Source organism: Halomonas flagellata, from assembly GCF_022487945.1.
Lineage (GTDB): Bacteria > Pseudomonadota > Gammaproteobacteria > Pseudomonadales > Halomonadaceae > Halomonas > Halomonas flagellata.
The window spans coordinates 155,460-169,860 of record NZ_JAKVPY010000004.1; the positions used below are offsets into that span (position 1 = coordinate 155,460).

Annotated in this window: 11 protein-coding genes; 4 read left to right on the top strand and 7 right to left on the bottom strand. The window is 67.3% G+C overall.

The annotated features are described in order from the left end of the window. Positions 1-34 precede the first annotated feature (34 nt). From MKP05_RS04675 to doeA, 7 genes are all read right to left on the bottom strand, one after another. A complete protein-coding gene (locus MKP05_RS04675; RefSeq protein ID WP_240567256.1) occupies positions 35-2,923 on the bottom strand; it encodes an aminotransferase class I/II-fold pyridoxal phosphate-dependent enzyme in 2,889 nt (962 codons plus the stop codon). A gap of 69 nt (positions 2,924-2,992) precedes the next feature. Beyond that, a complete protein-coding gene (locus MKP05_RS04680; RefSeq protein ID WP_240567257.1) occupies positions 2,993-3,991 on the bottom strand; it encodes a C45 family autoproteolytic acyltransferase/hydrolase in 999 nt (332 codons plus the stop codon). A gap of 46 nt (positions 3,992-4,037) precedes the next feature. Next, entirely contained in the window at positions 4,038-5,627 is a 1,590-nt protein-coding gene (locus MKP05_RS04685; RefSeq protein WP_240567258.1) for a biotin carboxylase, read from the bottom strand. Between the two features lie 40 nt (positions 5,628-5,667). After that, a complete protein-coding gene (locus MKP05_RS04690; RefSeq protein WP_110282280.1) occupies positions 5,668-6,537 on the bottom strand; it encodes a carbon-nitrogen hydrolase family protein in 870 nt (289 codons plus the stop codon). Positions 6,538-6,753: 216 nt separating this feature from the next. Continuing rightward, positions 6,754-7,227 (bottom strand): Lrp/AsnC family transcriptional regulator, encoded by a 474-nt coding sequence (locus MKP05_RS04695; RefSeq protein ID WP_240567259.1) that lies wholly within the window; start codon positions 7,225-7,227, stop codon positions 6,754-6,756. Positions 7,228-7,259: 32 nt separating this feature from the next. Continuing rightward, complete coding sequence (gene doeB / locus MKP05_RS04700) at positions 7,260-8,273, bottom strand: N(2)-acetyl-L-2,4-diaminobutanoate deacetylase DoeB (protein ID WP_240567260.1); 1,014 nt, start codon at positions 8,271-8,273, stop codon at positions 7,260-7,262. A 308-nt stretch (positions 8,274-8,581) separates the two neighbouring features. Further along, the gene (doeA, locus tag MKP05_RS04705; RefSeq protein WP_240567261.1) at positions 8,582-9,781 is read right to left on the bottom strand and encodes an ectoine hydrolase DoeA; all 1,200 of its coding nucleotides are present in this window, start codon (positions 9,779-9,781) and stop codon (positions 8,582-8,584) included. A gap of 212 nt (positions 9,782-9,993) precedes the next feature. Here doeA and ehuR point away from each other — a divergent pair, with 212 nt between their 5' ends. From ehuR to MKP05_RS04725, 4 genes are all read left to right on the top strand, one after another. Then, positions 9,994-11,400 (top strand): MocR-like ectoine utilization transcription factor EhuR, encoded by a 1,407-nt coding sequence (gene ehuR / locus MKP05_RS04710; RefSeq protein ID WP_110282284.1) that lies wholly within the window; start codon positions 9,994-9,996, stop codon positions 11,398-11,400. 29 nt (positions 11,401-11,429) lie between these two features. After that, positions 11,430-12,365, top strand: a complete 936-nt coding sequence (locus MKP05_RS04715) for a 2-hydroxyacid dehydrogenase (RefSeq protein WP_240567262.1) — start codon at positions 11,430-11,432, stop codon at positions 12,363-12,365. 90 nt (positions 12,366-12,455) lie between these two features. After that, a complete protein-coding gene (locus MKP05_RS04720) occupies positions 12,456-13,022 on the top strand; it encodes a nicotinamidase (protein ID WP_240567263.1) in 567 nt (188 codons plus the stop codon). Then, the gene (locus tag MKP05_RS04725) at positions 13,019-14,365 is read left to right on the top strand and encodes a nicotinate phosphoribosyltransferase (protein WP_240567264.1); all 1,347 of its coding nucleotides are present in this window, start codon (positions 13,019-13,021) and stop codon (positions 14,363-14,365) included. The genes MKP05_RS04720 and MKP05_RS04725 overlap by 4 nt, the downstream gene beginning before the upstream one ends. Positions 14,366-14,401: the final 36 nt, after the last annotated feature.

Below are 14,401 nucleotides of genomic sequence, written 5' to 3' on the forward strand. Positions count from 1 at the left end.
CGCGCGATGAAGTCATGGTAAGGGAGGTCGTCGCTCAGGACTTTCCGATAACCCCGCCGGCGTCGACAGGTTTTTTTGTCCTCGACCGGGAAGTGGCGGTTTTTTCTGCAGGGCCGCTGACAAGGGCAGCGGAGCGGGGTCTATCCTCCGCGGAGCCGGCCAGAGCCGCCTCGGTGAACACCAGCAGGCCGAGCTCCGGGCGATAGCCGTGGATCTCGGTGACGTCGAGCGCCTGCAGGAAGGCCAGGATCGCCTCGCTGACCACCTGCCCCGGCACCAGCACCGGGAAGCCCGGCGGGTAGGGAATCACGAAGCTCGCCGAGACGGCATCACGCCCGCCCCGCATCTGCGCCTGCAGCTCGCCGTTGTCGAAGCGCAGGTACTCGGTGTTCTCCTCGTCATAGCTGAGGAAGTAGGCCCGACGGATGTCCCCTTCCGGGGTGTCCCCGGCGGAATCGGGGCGGAAGGCGTCGTGGAAGCGGCTGAAGTCGGGCAGCGGCGGCAGTTCCTGGGTCAGGGAACGCACCCGGTTCTCGATGATCCGGCGTTCGGGACGGCTGCTGTCCTCCCAGCGGCTGTCGAACTCCTTGGCCAGCTTCATCAGCACGTCGAGCAGGTAGGCGATGGCCCCCCGGGAGGTGCCGATGTTGGTCATGAACAACACGGTGTTGCGCGAGGTCTTGTTGATCTGGATGCCGTACTTGTTCATCAGGTACTCGTTCTTGAAGGTGTCGCCGTCGACCCCGGTCGCGCCGATGGCGATGGTCACCCGGGTCGGGTCGACCACGAACTCGTCCCGGGCCCAGGCCTCCTCCATCTGGTTCCAGCCGGTCACCGGGTCGTAGTAGGACTCCACCCCCGACTCGCGGTAGGCCTCGGGCACCATGTCGCTGTTCTTGAGCACCCGGAAGTACTTCTGCAGCAGCGGCTGGGTATAGAGTTGCTCGCGCAGCGACAACGCCGTCTCGACCTGGGCATGCACCAGCTCGAAACCCTCCATCTCCGCCTGCATCCGCCCCACGTCCAGCGACGCCACGATCTGGTAGTTGGGTGAGGTCGACGTATGGGTCATGTAGGCCTCGTGGAACGGCGCCTCGACCTTCTGACGGAAGTCCTGGTCCCAGACGTGGATCATCGAGCCCTGACGCAGCGAGGTCAGGGTCTTGTGGGTGGAGTGGGTGGCATAGGTGCGGATGCGCACCTCGTCGGGGTCCGGCAGCAGGCGACGCTCGAGCCAGGTGGCGTCATCCTCCGGGTCGAGGGCGTCGAACTCGGCCTTCCAGGCCGTATACTCCTTGCGGTAGCTCTCGCTGCGGTAGCGGTCGCGCAGGCTGCGCGCCGTGTGCATGGCGGTACGCGGCCGGTAGGTGGGGTTGAAGGTGGCGAAGGCGAACCAGGCCTCATCCCACAGGAACACCAGGTCGGGCTTGATCGCCAGGCACTCCTCCATCACCCGGCGCACGTTGTAGACCACACCGTCGAAGGTGCAGTTGGTCAGCAGCAGCATCTTCACCTTGTGCAGCTGGCCGGAGCGCTTGTAGCGCAGCAGGGTCTTCTTGATCTCGTGCAGCGGCACGGCGCCGTACATCGAGAAGTCGTCGAGCGGGTAGGAGTCCAGGTAGCTGACGTGGGCCCCGGCCAGCACCATGCCGTAGTGGTGCGACTTGTGGCAGTCGCGGTCGACCAGCACGATGTCGCGCGGCTTGACCAGCGCCTGCACCACGATCTTGTTGGCCGTCGAGGTGCCGTTGGTGACGAAGAAGCTCTGCCGCGCGCCGAAGGCCCGGGCGGCATACTCCTGGGCCTTCTTGATCGGCCCGTAGGGCTGCAGCAGGGAGTCGAGCCCGCCGGAGGTGGCCGAGGTCTCGGCGAGGAAGATGTTGATGCCGTAGAAGTCGATCATCTGCCCGGCCCAGTGGGAGCGGGTCACCGACTTGCCCCGCGAGATGGGCATGGCGTGGAAGACCCCGGTGGGCTTCTTGCTGTACTCGCGCAGGGCATCGAAGAAGGGGGTGCGATAGCGGCTGTCGATGGCCCGCAGGATGGTGTGGTGCTGCTCGATGTAGTCGGTCTCGCGGTAGAAGATGCGGTTGAAGTAGCGGATGTCACGGCTCGCCGTGGCCTCGACGTCGCCGCTGGTGACCAGGAACTGGTCGATCTCGGGACGCAGCTCGTGAATCATGCTGCTCAGCAGGATGCTGCGTTCGGCCTCGGTCTGGGTCTCCAGCTCCTTCTCCGACAGGCCCTCGAGGTAATTGCGCAGGGCGCTGAGGTTGTACTTCGACTTGTACGGAAACTCGTAGCGGATCAGGCAGGCCTGGATGTTGGGGTTGACCAGCACCGCGATCAGGGCGTCCTCGAAGCTGCGTACCGTGACCACGTCATAGACGAACTTGTCCTCGGGACGGCGCATGTTGCGGAAGGCCTCGCGGACCACCTCCTCCTCCTGGGCCGAGAGGTTGTCGACGATCAACAGCTCGAAGTAGGGCTGGGCCGAGCTGTTCGAGGCCGGATGGCCGCGCCTGAGCTGGGCCAGGGCATCGAGGGTCTCCAGGTCCTCGGCATCGGCGTCGGTCTCGCTGAGGTCGACGTGGCGACGGCGGTAGGACTCGCTGATCAGAGCCCGCACCAGGCGCTTGACCACCTTCTCCAGCAGCACGTACTCCTCGCGGTCGAACAGCGCCCAGAGATGGCGGAAGTCCTCCTTGGAGGGGAAGGCGTGGTAGTCCTCGATGATCTCCAGGCGCGTCAGCTTGACGTCGATGGCCTTGATCAGGTTCTTCGCCCGGCCTTCGTCGCTCAGTTTCACCAGGATGCCGAGGTCGCGCTTCAGGGCATTCCAGGTGTCGGCGCGCAGCTGGGAGATCTTGTGGTAGAAGCCCAGCGCCGTGTAGGGAGTTTCCGAATAGCTTTTCTCTTGCATGACGACACCTGCCTCTCGTGTTGATATCGATGGTGCCGGGGTCGACGCCCTGCCAGGGCGTCTCCGCCCTCAGCCGGTGATCAGGTGGCGCGAACCGTAACGGATCGCCAGGCGCTCCTCGTGAAAGTCGTCGAAGGAAAGGTCCAGCCACTTGCCGGGCCAGTGGTACTGGGCGTGACCGGTACGGGGGCGATAGACCGCGGTGTAGACGGTGCCCAGGCCGCGCTGGTAGTCATGGCGGAACAGCGGCGGCGAGAAGAAGGCCGAGACCAGCCGCTCCTCGGTGGTCGCCGCGTCGTCCACCAGGATCGACAGCTGGCGCTCGCGGATCAGGGTCTCCGAGGCCAGGGCATGGGCATACCACTCGATCTTCTTCTGGTGGTTGGTGGCCACCGGCACGCGCCGGATGCTGGCACGGCGGTCCGGGGCGATCATCGCCGTGACGTAGCGCCCGGCGCTGTCGGCCACGGTGATGTTGTAGGCCATGTGGGTGGGCACCCGGGCCAGCACCTCGGCGGCCTGGGGCACGCTGTCGCAGAACTCCAGGATGTAGCGCAGGATGATCGGCGCCCCGAAGCCGTCGCCAACCACCTTGCGGCCGCCGAAGGCGAGCGATACCGCGAGCCCCCGGTCGTTCATGCCGTCGAGCACGCCCCACAGGCAGTCGGACATGGCGATCACCCGGCGCTCGTTCCAGCGGCTGTAGAAGATGCTGCCCTCGCACAGCTCCGGTGGATAGTCGTAGTTGCGCGCCAGCACCGTCGCTCCCGGCCGGGCGAGCACCGCCTGGGAGCAGCCGGTGATGTAGGGGGGCGGCCGGTAGAGGCTCAGCAGTCGCGCGGCCAGATCGCCTCCACCGGCCAGTTCGCAGAGCGCCTTGTAGGTGTCCAGCAGCTCCGGCATGTGGCGGCGCAGGGCGTTGTAGCAGGCGAGATACCCCGGCCGCTCGCGCTCCCCCTCGCTGAGGTACCACTGCTCGTAGGCCGGCCAGTGGTAGTCGAACAGCGACTGCCACTTGGCCCCCGGCGCCTCCTCGTGCACGGTGCGAAAAACCAGCGTCTTGTCCATGGCATTCTCCGCCCCGCCGCCCCCGGGCGGCGGGGCCGCACCCCGCTCAGAGAATCTTGAAGTTACCGCCGCCGACGGCATGACTGACGGCGACCTCCTCCACCACCGGGTCCTGCAGCGACTGGCCGGCGTATTGACCGCGAATACCCTCGATCCAGGCGCGAGCCCGTTCGGTGAGCTGGAAGTCGTCGTCCATCAGTCGCCCGCGGGTGATCAGGATGCCCAGGTCGGCCCCCTCGTAGCGGAAGTCGCCGGTACCGCTGATGCGCAGGAAGAAGGCCTCCTTGTCGTTCTCGGCGGCGTGGGGGTGATAGCTGTAGTGGTCATAGCCGACGCTGCCGTCGTCGTTCATGCGCCAGACCCCCGAACGCGGCGCCGAGGTCACCAGGTCGACGCTCTCGTCGGTGTGCTTGATCACCAGCTGGCTCCAGCTGTCGATGCTGTCGGGATGCGCCCAGCGCTCGTTGATCTCCTCGATGTCGAGATCGAAGTCCAGCTCCGAGAACTCCAGCAGGTGGAAGAGGAACAGCGGGATGTCGGAATGGGCGAAGGCCGCCACGTTGGTCAGCGAGCTGGCCCCGGTGACCCGCGGGTTGAGTTCGCCGAGATAGACGTCGCCCGAGTCCATGTCGATCAGGAAGTCGAGCTCGAAGTAGCCGCGGTAGCCCTCCTCGCGCAGCGCCTCGCCGAACTTGAAGGTGTACTCCCGGGCCTTGTCGCGCACCTCCTGGCTGAAGGCGCCGGCGAACATCTCGTTGCCGCACCAGCCGCCCTTGTAGGGGGTCAGCGACTTGAAGCCCACCAGCTCGGTCATCAACGGGCCGACCACGGTGCCGCAGCGGGTGGCACAGGCCTCGATGGCCGAGCCGCGGCAGTTGATGCGCTTCATGATCTTGACCTCGGGCTCGGCTTCGATCTCCTCGGCATGCTTGTAGTAGTCCTCCTCGCTGGCGATGAAGAAGGTGGTGTGGCCGGAGTCGCCGAAGGCGGTCTGCACCACCAGGTCGCTGCCCAGCTCGCGGCTCACCTCGCGCAGCTCCTGGTAGCTGCCCACCCGGGCCAGCACATTGGGCACGCTGGGCACGCCGGCCTTGTTGCCGATGCGCACCGTCTCGATCTTGTTGTCCATGCGGCTTCGCAAGGCCGCCGGCGGGAAGGCGACCCTGAGCCCCAGTTGCTTGCACACCTCCTCGGTGTGCTCATCGAACATCAGGAAGGTGGCCACACCGGCGTTGTCGCCGGAGGCCCTCGACTGGATGAAGTCGATGACCTCCTTGTGCTCGAGCAGGTAGTTGTTGATGTCCTCGATGCTCTCGAAGTCGCGGGGGAACTTCTCCTTGGGCACGAAGACGTTGCGCTGCTGGCCATCGAAGCAGTCGATGTAGTTGATATGGCGGAAGGTGTTCACCCAATCGCCGATCCCCAGCAGATTGAAGTTGGTGGCCGAGATGAAGTAGATGGGCTCCTGATTGTTGCGGAAGTGGCGGCGGACATCGGCAATGCTTGTTATCTTGCTCATCGTGGTCGCTCCATCGGTGGCGGAAACGGACTCGGCGCGGATGGGTTCCTCGTGGTGGGCTCCGGTCGCGGGTGAACCGATCAGGCGGCGCAGGGCCCGTAACAAGCGTTCCAGCATGGTGATCTCCTTGTTGGCTGCGCCGCCCGCAGGCGGTGGGTCAGTGCTCCTCGATGTCGGCACGCACCGGCTTGGCCAGCGGGCCCAGGGTGTCGAGGAAGGGGGTCGAGCCGGTCTCGCTGCGGTACACCGAGAAGTCGACGCGACGGTCGCGGAAGCTCTTGAGCGGCTGACCGAGGCCACGCAGGCCGGTCTCGCGCTCGCGGCGCACCCGAGTGAGGTCGACCTCGATGGGCATGACCTCCTCGCCGGTACCGGCCTGGTGGATGACGTCGCCGGAGGGGCCGACCACGATGGAGCGGCCATTGCCGATGGCGCCGGCGCCATTGATGTCGAAGAAGTAGCACTGGTTGACCGCGGCGTTGGTGCGGGCGATGGCCAGCTCGATGTCGCGGTCGATGGTGTCGGTCATGGTGGGGTGCAGGATCACCTCGGCGCCCAGGGCGGCGAGGGTGCGGGTGGTCTCGGGGAACCACATGTCATAGCAGATCGACACCCCGAAGCGGCCGACATGGGGTACGTCGAAGGTGACGAACTCGCTACCGCTCTCCACCCCGGCCTCGTAGGGGCGGAAGGGGAACATCTTGCGGTAGCGGGCCACCACCTGGCCGTGGGGGTTGATCACCGAGAGGGTGTTGTAGATCCGGTCATCCACCCGCTCGAACATCGAGCCGGGAATCAGCCAGATGCGGTGCTGCTCGGCGAGCTGGCAGAACAGCGCCTCGGCGTTGCTGGGCATCGGTTCGGCATGGTGCGGCGAGGCGCCCATGGGCATCAGCTCGCTGAAGACGACCATCTGCACCTGGGGGAAGCGACTCATCAGCACATCGACCCGGTGGCGCATGGCCTCGGTATTGTCGCCGTGGTGCAGGGCATACATCTGCACGCCGGCAATGGTGAAGTAGGACATCGTGGTTTCTCTGCGTCAGGCGATCTCGAAAACTTCCAGGGCGCCATCGAACTCGGACCGGCACCGTCGGAAAGCGTGCCGGTGGGATCGCCCGGCATGGGTGAGCACTGGCTCACCCTCCACGGTCAAGCTTAAGCCAGAATCGGGCTCCGTGACATCAACGCTGAACATTCGCTCGGGCGCACCGCCACGACGCGGCCCGCGGGATCGCCGGTGTCAGGCGAAGTCGCGGGGCTCGAAACCGGCGAGGGGACGCTTCACCGTCTTGGTGACGATGTAGGTGAAGTAGCGTTCGATGCCGGCGTCGCCGGTGAGCCAACGGTCGATCAGTCGCTGGTAGGCATCGATGGAGTCGGCTTCCACCTTGATCAGGTAGTCGACGCCCCCGCCGACCGCCACGCACTCGGTGACCTCGGGGGTGGCATGCACCAGCGCCTCGAAGCGGGCGAAGCTCTCGGCGTTGTGCTGTTTCAGCTCGATCTGCACCCACACCGGGGTGCGCTTGACCAGCGCCTCGGGATTGATCCGGGCGCTGTAGCCCTCGATGATGCCGGCCTTCTCCAGCCGCCGTACCCGCTCCCAGCAAGGGCTGACCGAGAGGTTGATCGCCTCGGCCAGCTTCGACTTGGTGATGCGCCCGTCCCGCGACAGGATCTCGAGAATCTTCAGGTCATAGCGATCGAGCTTCATGCGTTTCCTGCTTCTGAATGTGGCGGGCCTGTTCAGCCCAGCGAATCGACGACTTCGGCGATCACGGCGATGGTGTCGCCCATATTGACCTGCGCCGGGAAGCGACGTGCCGCCAGCACGCCACTGCGGCTGGCGCGGTACTCCACCGGCGGCGTGCCGCTGCGGGTCAGATCAAAGACGCGGGCGATCACCTCGCCCTTCTCCACCGCCTCGCCCAGCGCCAGCGTCAGCTCGAGCAGCCCACTGTGCTCGCTCTGCACATAACAGCTGGCATCGGGCATGTCGAGATAGACCTGGGGCGCGTCGGGCATCTCCACCTCGCCGGCCATCAGGCCGAAGTGGATCAGGAAGTTGCGCACGCCGCGCTCGGTGATGGCCAGGCTCTGCGGCGTCGAGGTGCCGCCGCCGCCGAGTTCGGTGGCGACGAACACCTTGCCCTGGCTTTCCACCGCGGTGTCGAACAGCGCCGCGGCGTCGAGCTCGAACATCATCACCGCATAGGGGGCCCCGAAGGCCTTGGCGCCCTCGAGGGCCTGGCGCTGCTGCTCGGCGTCCTCCAGCACGTGGGAGGCGGCGAAGGGGATGATGTCCAGGGTGCGCCCACCGGAGTGCAGGTCGAGCACCACGTCGCTCATCGGCACCATCACCCGGGTAAAGTAGTCGGCGATCTTCTCGGTGACCGTGCCGTCCGGGTCGCCCGGGAAGCTGCGATTGAGGTTGCCGCCGTCGAGCCCGGAGGTGCGCTTGCCGGCCATCACCGCCGGCTGGTTCATGCAGGGCACGATGATCACCCGGCCGGTGACGTCCTCGGCGCGCAGGGTCGAGGCGAGCTTCATCAGGGCGGTGATGCCCTCGTATTCGTCGCCGTGGTTGCCGCCGGTGAGCAGGGCCGTGGGGCCCTGGCCGTTCTTGACCACGGTGAGCGGGATCATCACCGCCCCCCAGGCCGACTCGTCGGTGGAGATGGGCAGCTTGAGGAAGCCGTGCTGCACGCCGTCGGCGTCGAAGTCGACGGTGGCGGAAATGGGGCTGGGTCGCTTGGTCATTGAGTGGTCTCCATATTCTTGCACAGATTGCCGCGATCCAATTCTCGGGGCCAATGCAGATGCGACACGGGGCTTACCCGGCGGCAAACCTGCGAGGAGGCGCTGTGAATACTTCCCTGTACGCTACTTTTGCCCTGCGGCGCTCTCGCATCCTGCTCCGCTTGCAGGGCCGGGGTTGGCCATCCGTGGCCAACCCGCTCGGCGGGAAGAACATTCACTGGATGTTCTTCTAATTTCCGCCTCGCCCCTGGCAAAAGACCTCCTCTTCGGTTTGCCCCCGGCGCCCCTCCGTTGGCTGCGTTTCGGGCTCAGTGCACGAACAGCTGGCGCGGGAAGTCGGCCAGGGTCTCGGCGCCGGTCTCGGTGATCAGGATACTCTCGGTGATCTCGAGCCCCCACTCCTCCTCCCACAGCCCGGGCATGAAGTGGAAGGTCATCCCCGGCTTCAGGATGGTCTCGTCGGAGGGACGCAGGCTCATGGTGCGCTCGCCCCAGTCCGGCGGATAGCTGATGCCGATGGAGTAGCCGCAGCGGGCACCGCCGCGGTCGAAGCCGTACTTGTCCATGGCCGCGCCCAGCGCCATGGCGATGTCGGCGGTGCGATTGCCGGGCCTGGCCACCTCCAGGCCGTTCTCGATGCCCTCCAGCAGCGCCGACTCGGCGCGCACGAACTCCTGGGGCGGCCGGCCGAGGAACACCGTGCGCGACATGGGGGCATGGTAGCGCTTGTAGACCCCGGCGATCTCGAAGAAGGTGCCCTCCCCCTCGCGGAAGGGAGTGTCGTCCCAGGTGAGGTGGGGCGCGGCGGCGTCCTTGCCGGTGGGCAGCATGGGCACGATGGCCGGGTAGTCGCCGCCGTAGACCCGGCCCGCCGGATCCGTCCAGCCCTCGATACCGACCCGGTAGATCTCCGAGACCAGCTTGCTCTTGGGCAGCCCCGGCTCGATCACCTCGAGGATGCGCGAGTGCATGCCCTCGACGATCTTCGCGGCGACGCGCATGTACTCGATCTCCTGGGGCGACTTGATGGCGCGGCACCAGTTGACCAGCCCATTGGCATCCAGGAAGCGCGCATGGGGCAGCTCGCGCAGCAGGCTCTGGTAGGCCTTGGCCGAGAAGTAGTAGTTGTCCATCTCCATGCCCACCACCCCCTGGTGCCAGCCACGGTCGGGCAGGATGGTCTGGGCGAGGTAGTCCATGGGGTGCATGTCCGGATTCTGCACATAGTAATCCGGGTAGTAGGTGATGTTGTCCGGATCGATCCAGCAGGTCCGCAGTGCCCCGTTGGCGTCCATGCGCCGGCCGTACCACACCGGTTCACCCTCCAGGCTGACCAGCACGCACTGGTGGACGTAGAACGACCAGCCGTCGTAGCCGGTGAGCCAGGCCATGTTGGACGGGTCGCTGACGATCAGCACGTCGATGCCCCGACTGGCCATCTCGGCGCGCACCTTCCACAGCCGGCTGGCGTATTCCTCACGAGTGAAGGGCAGGGAAACCTGAATCATGTGGCCACTCGCCATCGCATCACCAAGAACCGGCCATCTTCCACCTGGGAGAGGGCCGGGCCGCAGGGGTAACGGTCACTGGCAAGGAGTGATCCCTCGTCGCGACAATTGTCATGATGCTTTATGATGTGGACCATGACAATTGCCAGTCAATGCCGCTAGGCGGATACTAGCACCCCCCATTGGCCGGCGGTCAAAGGCTTTATTGCATCATGACAATTGATCTGACCCCCTACCTGACCGAGGCAGGCCCCAAGTACCTGGCCATCGCCCGGGCGCTATCGGAAGCGATCCGCCAGGGCGAACTCACGCCGGGCACCCGACTGCCGCCCCATCGCCAGCTGGCCGAGACACTCGGCGTCAGCGTACAGACGGTGTCACGGGCCTACGCCCAGGCCGAGAAGATGGGGCTGGTCCAGGCCCGTGTCGGCAGCGGCACCTGGATCAACGCCCTGGACGATGCCCGGGAGTCGGCCTACCTGCGCGGCCACGAACCGCGCCACGAGCCCCTCTTGATCGACCTCTCCATCGCCCACCCGGTCTGCCCCCCGGGCCACCACCTGCGCTTTCGCCAGGCACTGGCCGAGCTGGCCGAACACGCCAGTCCCGAGGTGATCACGGCCAACCGGCCGATCGCCGGGCTCCTGCACCAGCGCGAGCGCGCCAGCACCTGGCTCGCCACTCGCCTCCGGGTGCCCGGGGATGTCGACGACCTGATCCTCTGCAACGGTGCCGCCCACGGCCTGATGCTGGCGATCTCCACGGTGGTCCAGCACGGCGACCTGGTGCTTACCGAGGCGCTCACCGATCACGGCCTGATCGCCCTGTCGCGCACCCTCGGCTTCCAGCTGCGCGGTGTGTCCATCGACGACGAGGGGGTGATCCCCGAGGCACTCGACGTGGCCTGTCGCCGCTTCAAGCCCCGCGCCGTCTGCCTGACCCCCACCCAGCTCAACCCCACGGGCGCGACCATGAGCGAGGCGCGCCGCGATGCGGTGGCCGAGGTACTCGAGCGACACGGGGTGTGGCTGATCGAGGACGATGTCCATGCCCTGCTGGAAGCACCGGGGCTGACGCCGCTGACCGCCCGGCTTCCCCAGCTCGGCTTCCACGTCACCAGCCTGACCAAGGTCACGGTGCCCGGACTGCGAGCGGGCTACCTGACGGTGCCCCGCGGCCAGTTGCACCACACCCTGCCGCGGATGCGCGCCACCACCTGGATGGCCACCCCGCTGGTCTTCGAGCTCGCCCACCTGTGGCTGGCGGACGGCAGCGTCGAGGCCCTGGCGGCCGAGCAGCGCGAGCTGCTCGGCCAACGTCAGCGGCTCGCGGCCCGCCGGCTGGGCCGCCACCCCTTCGTCTCGCGCCCGAGCAGCCTGCACCTGTGGATCACCCTGCCCGGCGCCTGGCGCGCCGAGGAGCTCCAGCAGCATGCCGAGCAGGAGGGGCTGGCCATCACCACGGCGGTGCCCTTCATGGTGGAGCAGACCCCGCCGCCGCGGCGCATCCGCGTCAGTCTCGGCGCCGAACCCGACATCGCCCGGCTCGACGAGGGCCTGGCTCGCCTGGCCGGCTTGCTCGACGAGGCGCCACCGCCCATGATGCAGATCGTGTACTGAACCACCGCGACTCAGCAGAGGGAGCCGACATGCGCGTATTGCTCCATATCGACGACGCCGAGACCTGGCGCGATGCGCTGGCCCAGCGCCTGCCGAATGCCGAGATCGTCACCAGTGACGCCCCCGCCGAGGAACGCCGCGACATGGACTACCTGGCGGTGTGGAAGCCGCCGACCGAGCTGCTGCGCGAACAGACCCGGCTCAAGGGCATCGTCAACCTGGGGGCCGGGGTCGATGCCCTGCTGGGCAATCCCGGCCTGCCCGAGGGCGTGCCGATCGTCAAGCTGCGCGACGCCGGCATGAGTGATCTGATCGGCGACTATGTGCGCTATGGCGTGCTGCACTTCCAGCGCGACTTCGACCGCTACCGCCGCCAGCAGACGCGCCACCAATGGCGTGAACACGCCGTGGTCGACAAGAACGACTGGCCGGTGGGGGTGCTGGGCCTCGGCGCCATCGGCGCCAAGGTGGCCGGCATGATCGCCGCCGACGGTTTCCCGGTGCACGGCTGGAGCCGCTCGCCCAAGACGCTCGACGGTATCACCTGCCACCATGGCGACGCTGGCCTCGTCGAGCTGCTCGGTCAGGTCCACACCCTGGTGCTGCTGCTGCCCGACACCCGGGAGACCCGTCATGTCATCGACGCCGAGGCCCTGGCCGCGCTGCCCGAGGGGGCCAGCCTGATCAATCCCGGCCGCGGCACCCTGATCGACGAGCGAGCCCTGCTCGAGGCCCTGGGGGAAGGCGAGCAGGAGGGCCGGCTGCGCGGCGCCATCCTCGACGCCTTCCCCGAGGAGCCGCTGCCGGCCGACAGCCCCCTCTGGTCGCATCCCCGGGTCTGGGTCACGCCCCACATGGCCGGGCCGACACCGCTCTCGGCGGCACTGGACCAGGTGGCCGAGGCGCTGCGCGCCTTCGAGGCCGGTGAGTCACTCGACACCGTGGATCCCGACGCCGGCTATTGAACCTCCGGAACCTTGACCTCATCCCTACAAGAAAGGCGACACAGGCGATAGGCTGGAAGTGATACCCATCGACCTCCCTGGAGGTGCACGATGACTAGGCACGTGGACTATGGCCCCCATGACGCCCTGCTGGTCGTGGACATGCAGAACGACTTCTGCGAGGGCGGCGCCCTGGCCGTGAGCGGTGGTGCCGCCCTGGTGCCGGGCATCAACGCCGAGATCGACGCGGCCCGGCGTGGCGGTGCCCTGGTGGTCGCCTCCCGTGACTGGCACCCCGTCGACCACGTCAGCTTCGCGCACCGCGGCGGCCCCTGGCCGATACACTGCGTCCAGGACACCGAGGGCGCGGCCTTCCACCCCGACCTCGCCCTCCCCGAGGGCACCATCCGGGTCAGCAAGGCCACGGCCTTCGACCGCGACGCCTACTCCGCCTTCGACGGCACCGGACTCGCCGACTACCTGAAGGAGAAGGGCGTCGAACGGGTGGTCGTCTGCGGCCTGGCCCTGGACGTCTGCGTCAGGGCGACGGCCCTGGCGGCCCGCCAGGCCGGCTTCGCCACCCTGCTGCTGGAGAACCTGAGCGCGGCGGTGGATGCGCAGGCCGGCGAGGCCTGTCGACGCGAGTTCGAAACCGCCGGCATCGAGGTCCATCCATGAGCGAGCCGATTCCCGTCCAGGTCGTCGACAGCGACCTGGCCCTGCTCACCGACCTCTACCAGCTCACCATGCTCCAGGCCTACTGGAAGGAGCAGATGCACGAGCAGGCCACCTTCAGCCTCTACTTCCGCAAGCTGCCGCCGACCCGGCGCTTCATGCTCGCCTGCGGCCAGCAGCATGCCGCCGCCCTGGCCAGCCGGATCCGCTTCACGCCGTCGGCGCTTGCGCGGCTGGCCGGCACCGGGAAGTTCGACGACGCCTTCCTCGACTGGCTCGCCGGCTGGCGCTTCAGCGGCGATATCTGGACCCTGCCCGAGGGCACCCCGGTGTTCCAGAACGAACCCTTCATGGAGGTGGACGCCCCCATCGCCGAGGCCCAACTGCTCGAGAGCCTGATCATGAACCTGGTCCAGCTCGAGACGGTGCTGGCCTCCAAGGCGGTGCGCATCGTGATGGCGGCCCGCGACCGCCCGGTGGTCGACTTCGGCCTGCGCCGCATGCACGGGGTCGACGCCGCCGTACGCGGCGTGCGCGCCTACCGCACGGCCGGGCTGGCCGGCACCAGCAATGTGCTCGGCGGCCTGCGCCACGACCTGGCACTCAACGGCACCATGGCCCACAGCTACATCCTCGCCCACGACGACGAACACGAGGCCTTTCGCGCCTTCGCTCGCCACTATCCCGGCACCACCCTGCTGGTGGACACCCACGACACCCTGGAAGGGGTACGCAAGGTGATCGAGCTGATGCGTGACGATCCCGGGGTGCGGGTGAGTGCCATCCGGCTCGACTCCGGCGACCTGGGCGAGCTGGCCAAGGGGGCCCGCGCCCTGCTCGACGAGGCCGGTCATCCCGAGGTGAAGATCGTCGCCAGCAGCGGGCTCGACGAGTACAAGATCGACGACCTGCTCGAGGACGACGCCCCCATCGACGCCTTCGGCGTGGGTACCGAGATGGGGGTCTCGGCGGACGCCCCGGTGATCGACCTCTCCTACAAGCTGGTGGAGTTCGCCGGCACCCCCCGGGTCAAGCACTCGCCCGGCAAGATCAACCTGCCGGCGCGCAAGCAGCTCTATCGTCGCCTGGACGCCGACGGGCGCTATGCGGGCGACGTCATCGCCCTGCGTGACGAACCGATCGCGGAGGGCGAGCCGCTGCTGGCGCCGCTGGTGCGGGGGGGCCGGATCGATGAGGCGGCACTGGCCCGGGCGGACCAGGCCCGGGAGCGGGTGCGGGACGCCCTCGAGCACCTGCCCGGCGAAGTGAGGAGCCTGGCATCCGGCAAGAGTGGCTACCCGGTCGAACTCAGCCCGGGGCTGAAGCGCCTCCAGTCGTCGACCTGATCCCTTCCGACCATCGAGGTGGGGGACTCGGTCGTT

What these genes read in the sequence shown, in the direction of transcription:
- MKP05_RS04675 (WP_240567256.1), bottom strand. Translation starts at nt 2,923, where the DNA reads ATGCAAGAGAAAAGCTATTCGGAAACTCCCTACACGGCGCTGGGCTTC.
- MKP05_RS04680 (WP_240567257.1), bottom strand. Translation starts at nt 3,991, where the DNA reads ATGGACAAGACGCTGGTTTTTCGCACCGTGCACGAGGAGGCGCCGGGG.
- MKP05_RS04685 (WP_240567258.1), bottom strand. Translation starts at nt 5,627, where the DNA reads ATGCTGGAACGCTTGTTACGGGCCCTGCGCCGCCTGATCGGTTCACCC.
- MKP05_RS04690 (WP_110282280.1), bottom strand. Translation starts at nt 6,537, where the DNA reads ATGTCCTACTTCACCATTGCCGGCGTGCAGATGTATGCCCTGCACCAC.
- MKP05_RS04695 (WP_240567259.1), bottom strand. Translation starts at nt 7,227, where the DNA reads ATGAAGCTCGATCGCTATGACCTGAAGATTCTCGAGATCCTGTCGCGG.
- doeB (WP_240567260.1), bottom strand. Translation starts at nt 8,273, where the DNA reads ATGACCAAGCGACCCAGCCCCATTTCCGCCACCGTCGACTTCGACGCC.
- doeA (WP_240567261.1), bottom strand. Translation starts at nt 9,781, where the DNA reads ATGATTCAGGTTTCCCTGCCCTTCACTCGTGAGGAATACGCCAGCCGG.
- ehuR (WP_110282284.1), top strand. Translation starts at nt 9,994, where the DNA reads ATGACAATTGATCTGACCCCCTACCTGACCGAGGCAGGCCCCAAGTAC.
- MKP05_RS04715 (WP_240567262.1), top strand. Translation starts at nt 11,430, where the DNA reads ATGCGCGTATTGCTCCATATCGACGACGCCGAGACCTGGCGCGATGCG.
- MKP05_RS04720 (WP_240567263.1), top strand. Translation starts at nt 12,456, where the DNA reads ATGACTAGGCACGTGGACTATGGCCCCCATGACGCCCTGCTGGTCGTG.
- MKP05_RS04725 (WP_240567264.1), top strand. Translation starts at nt 13,019, where the DNA reads ATGAGCGAGCCGATTCCCGTCCAGGTCGTCGACAGCGACCTGGCCCTG.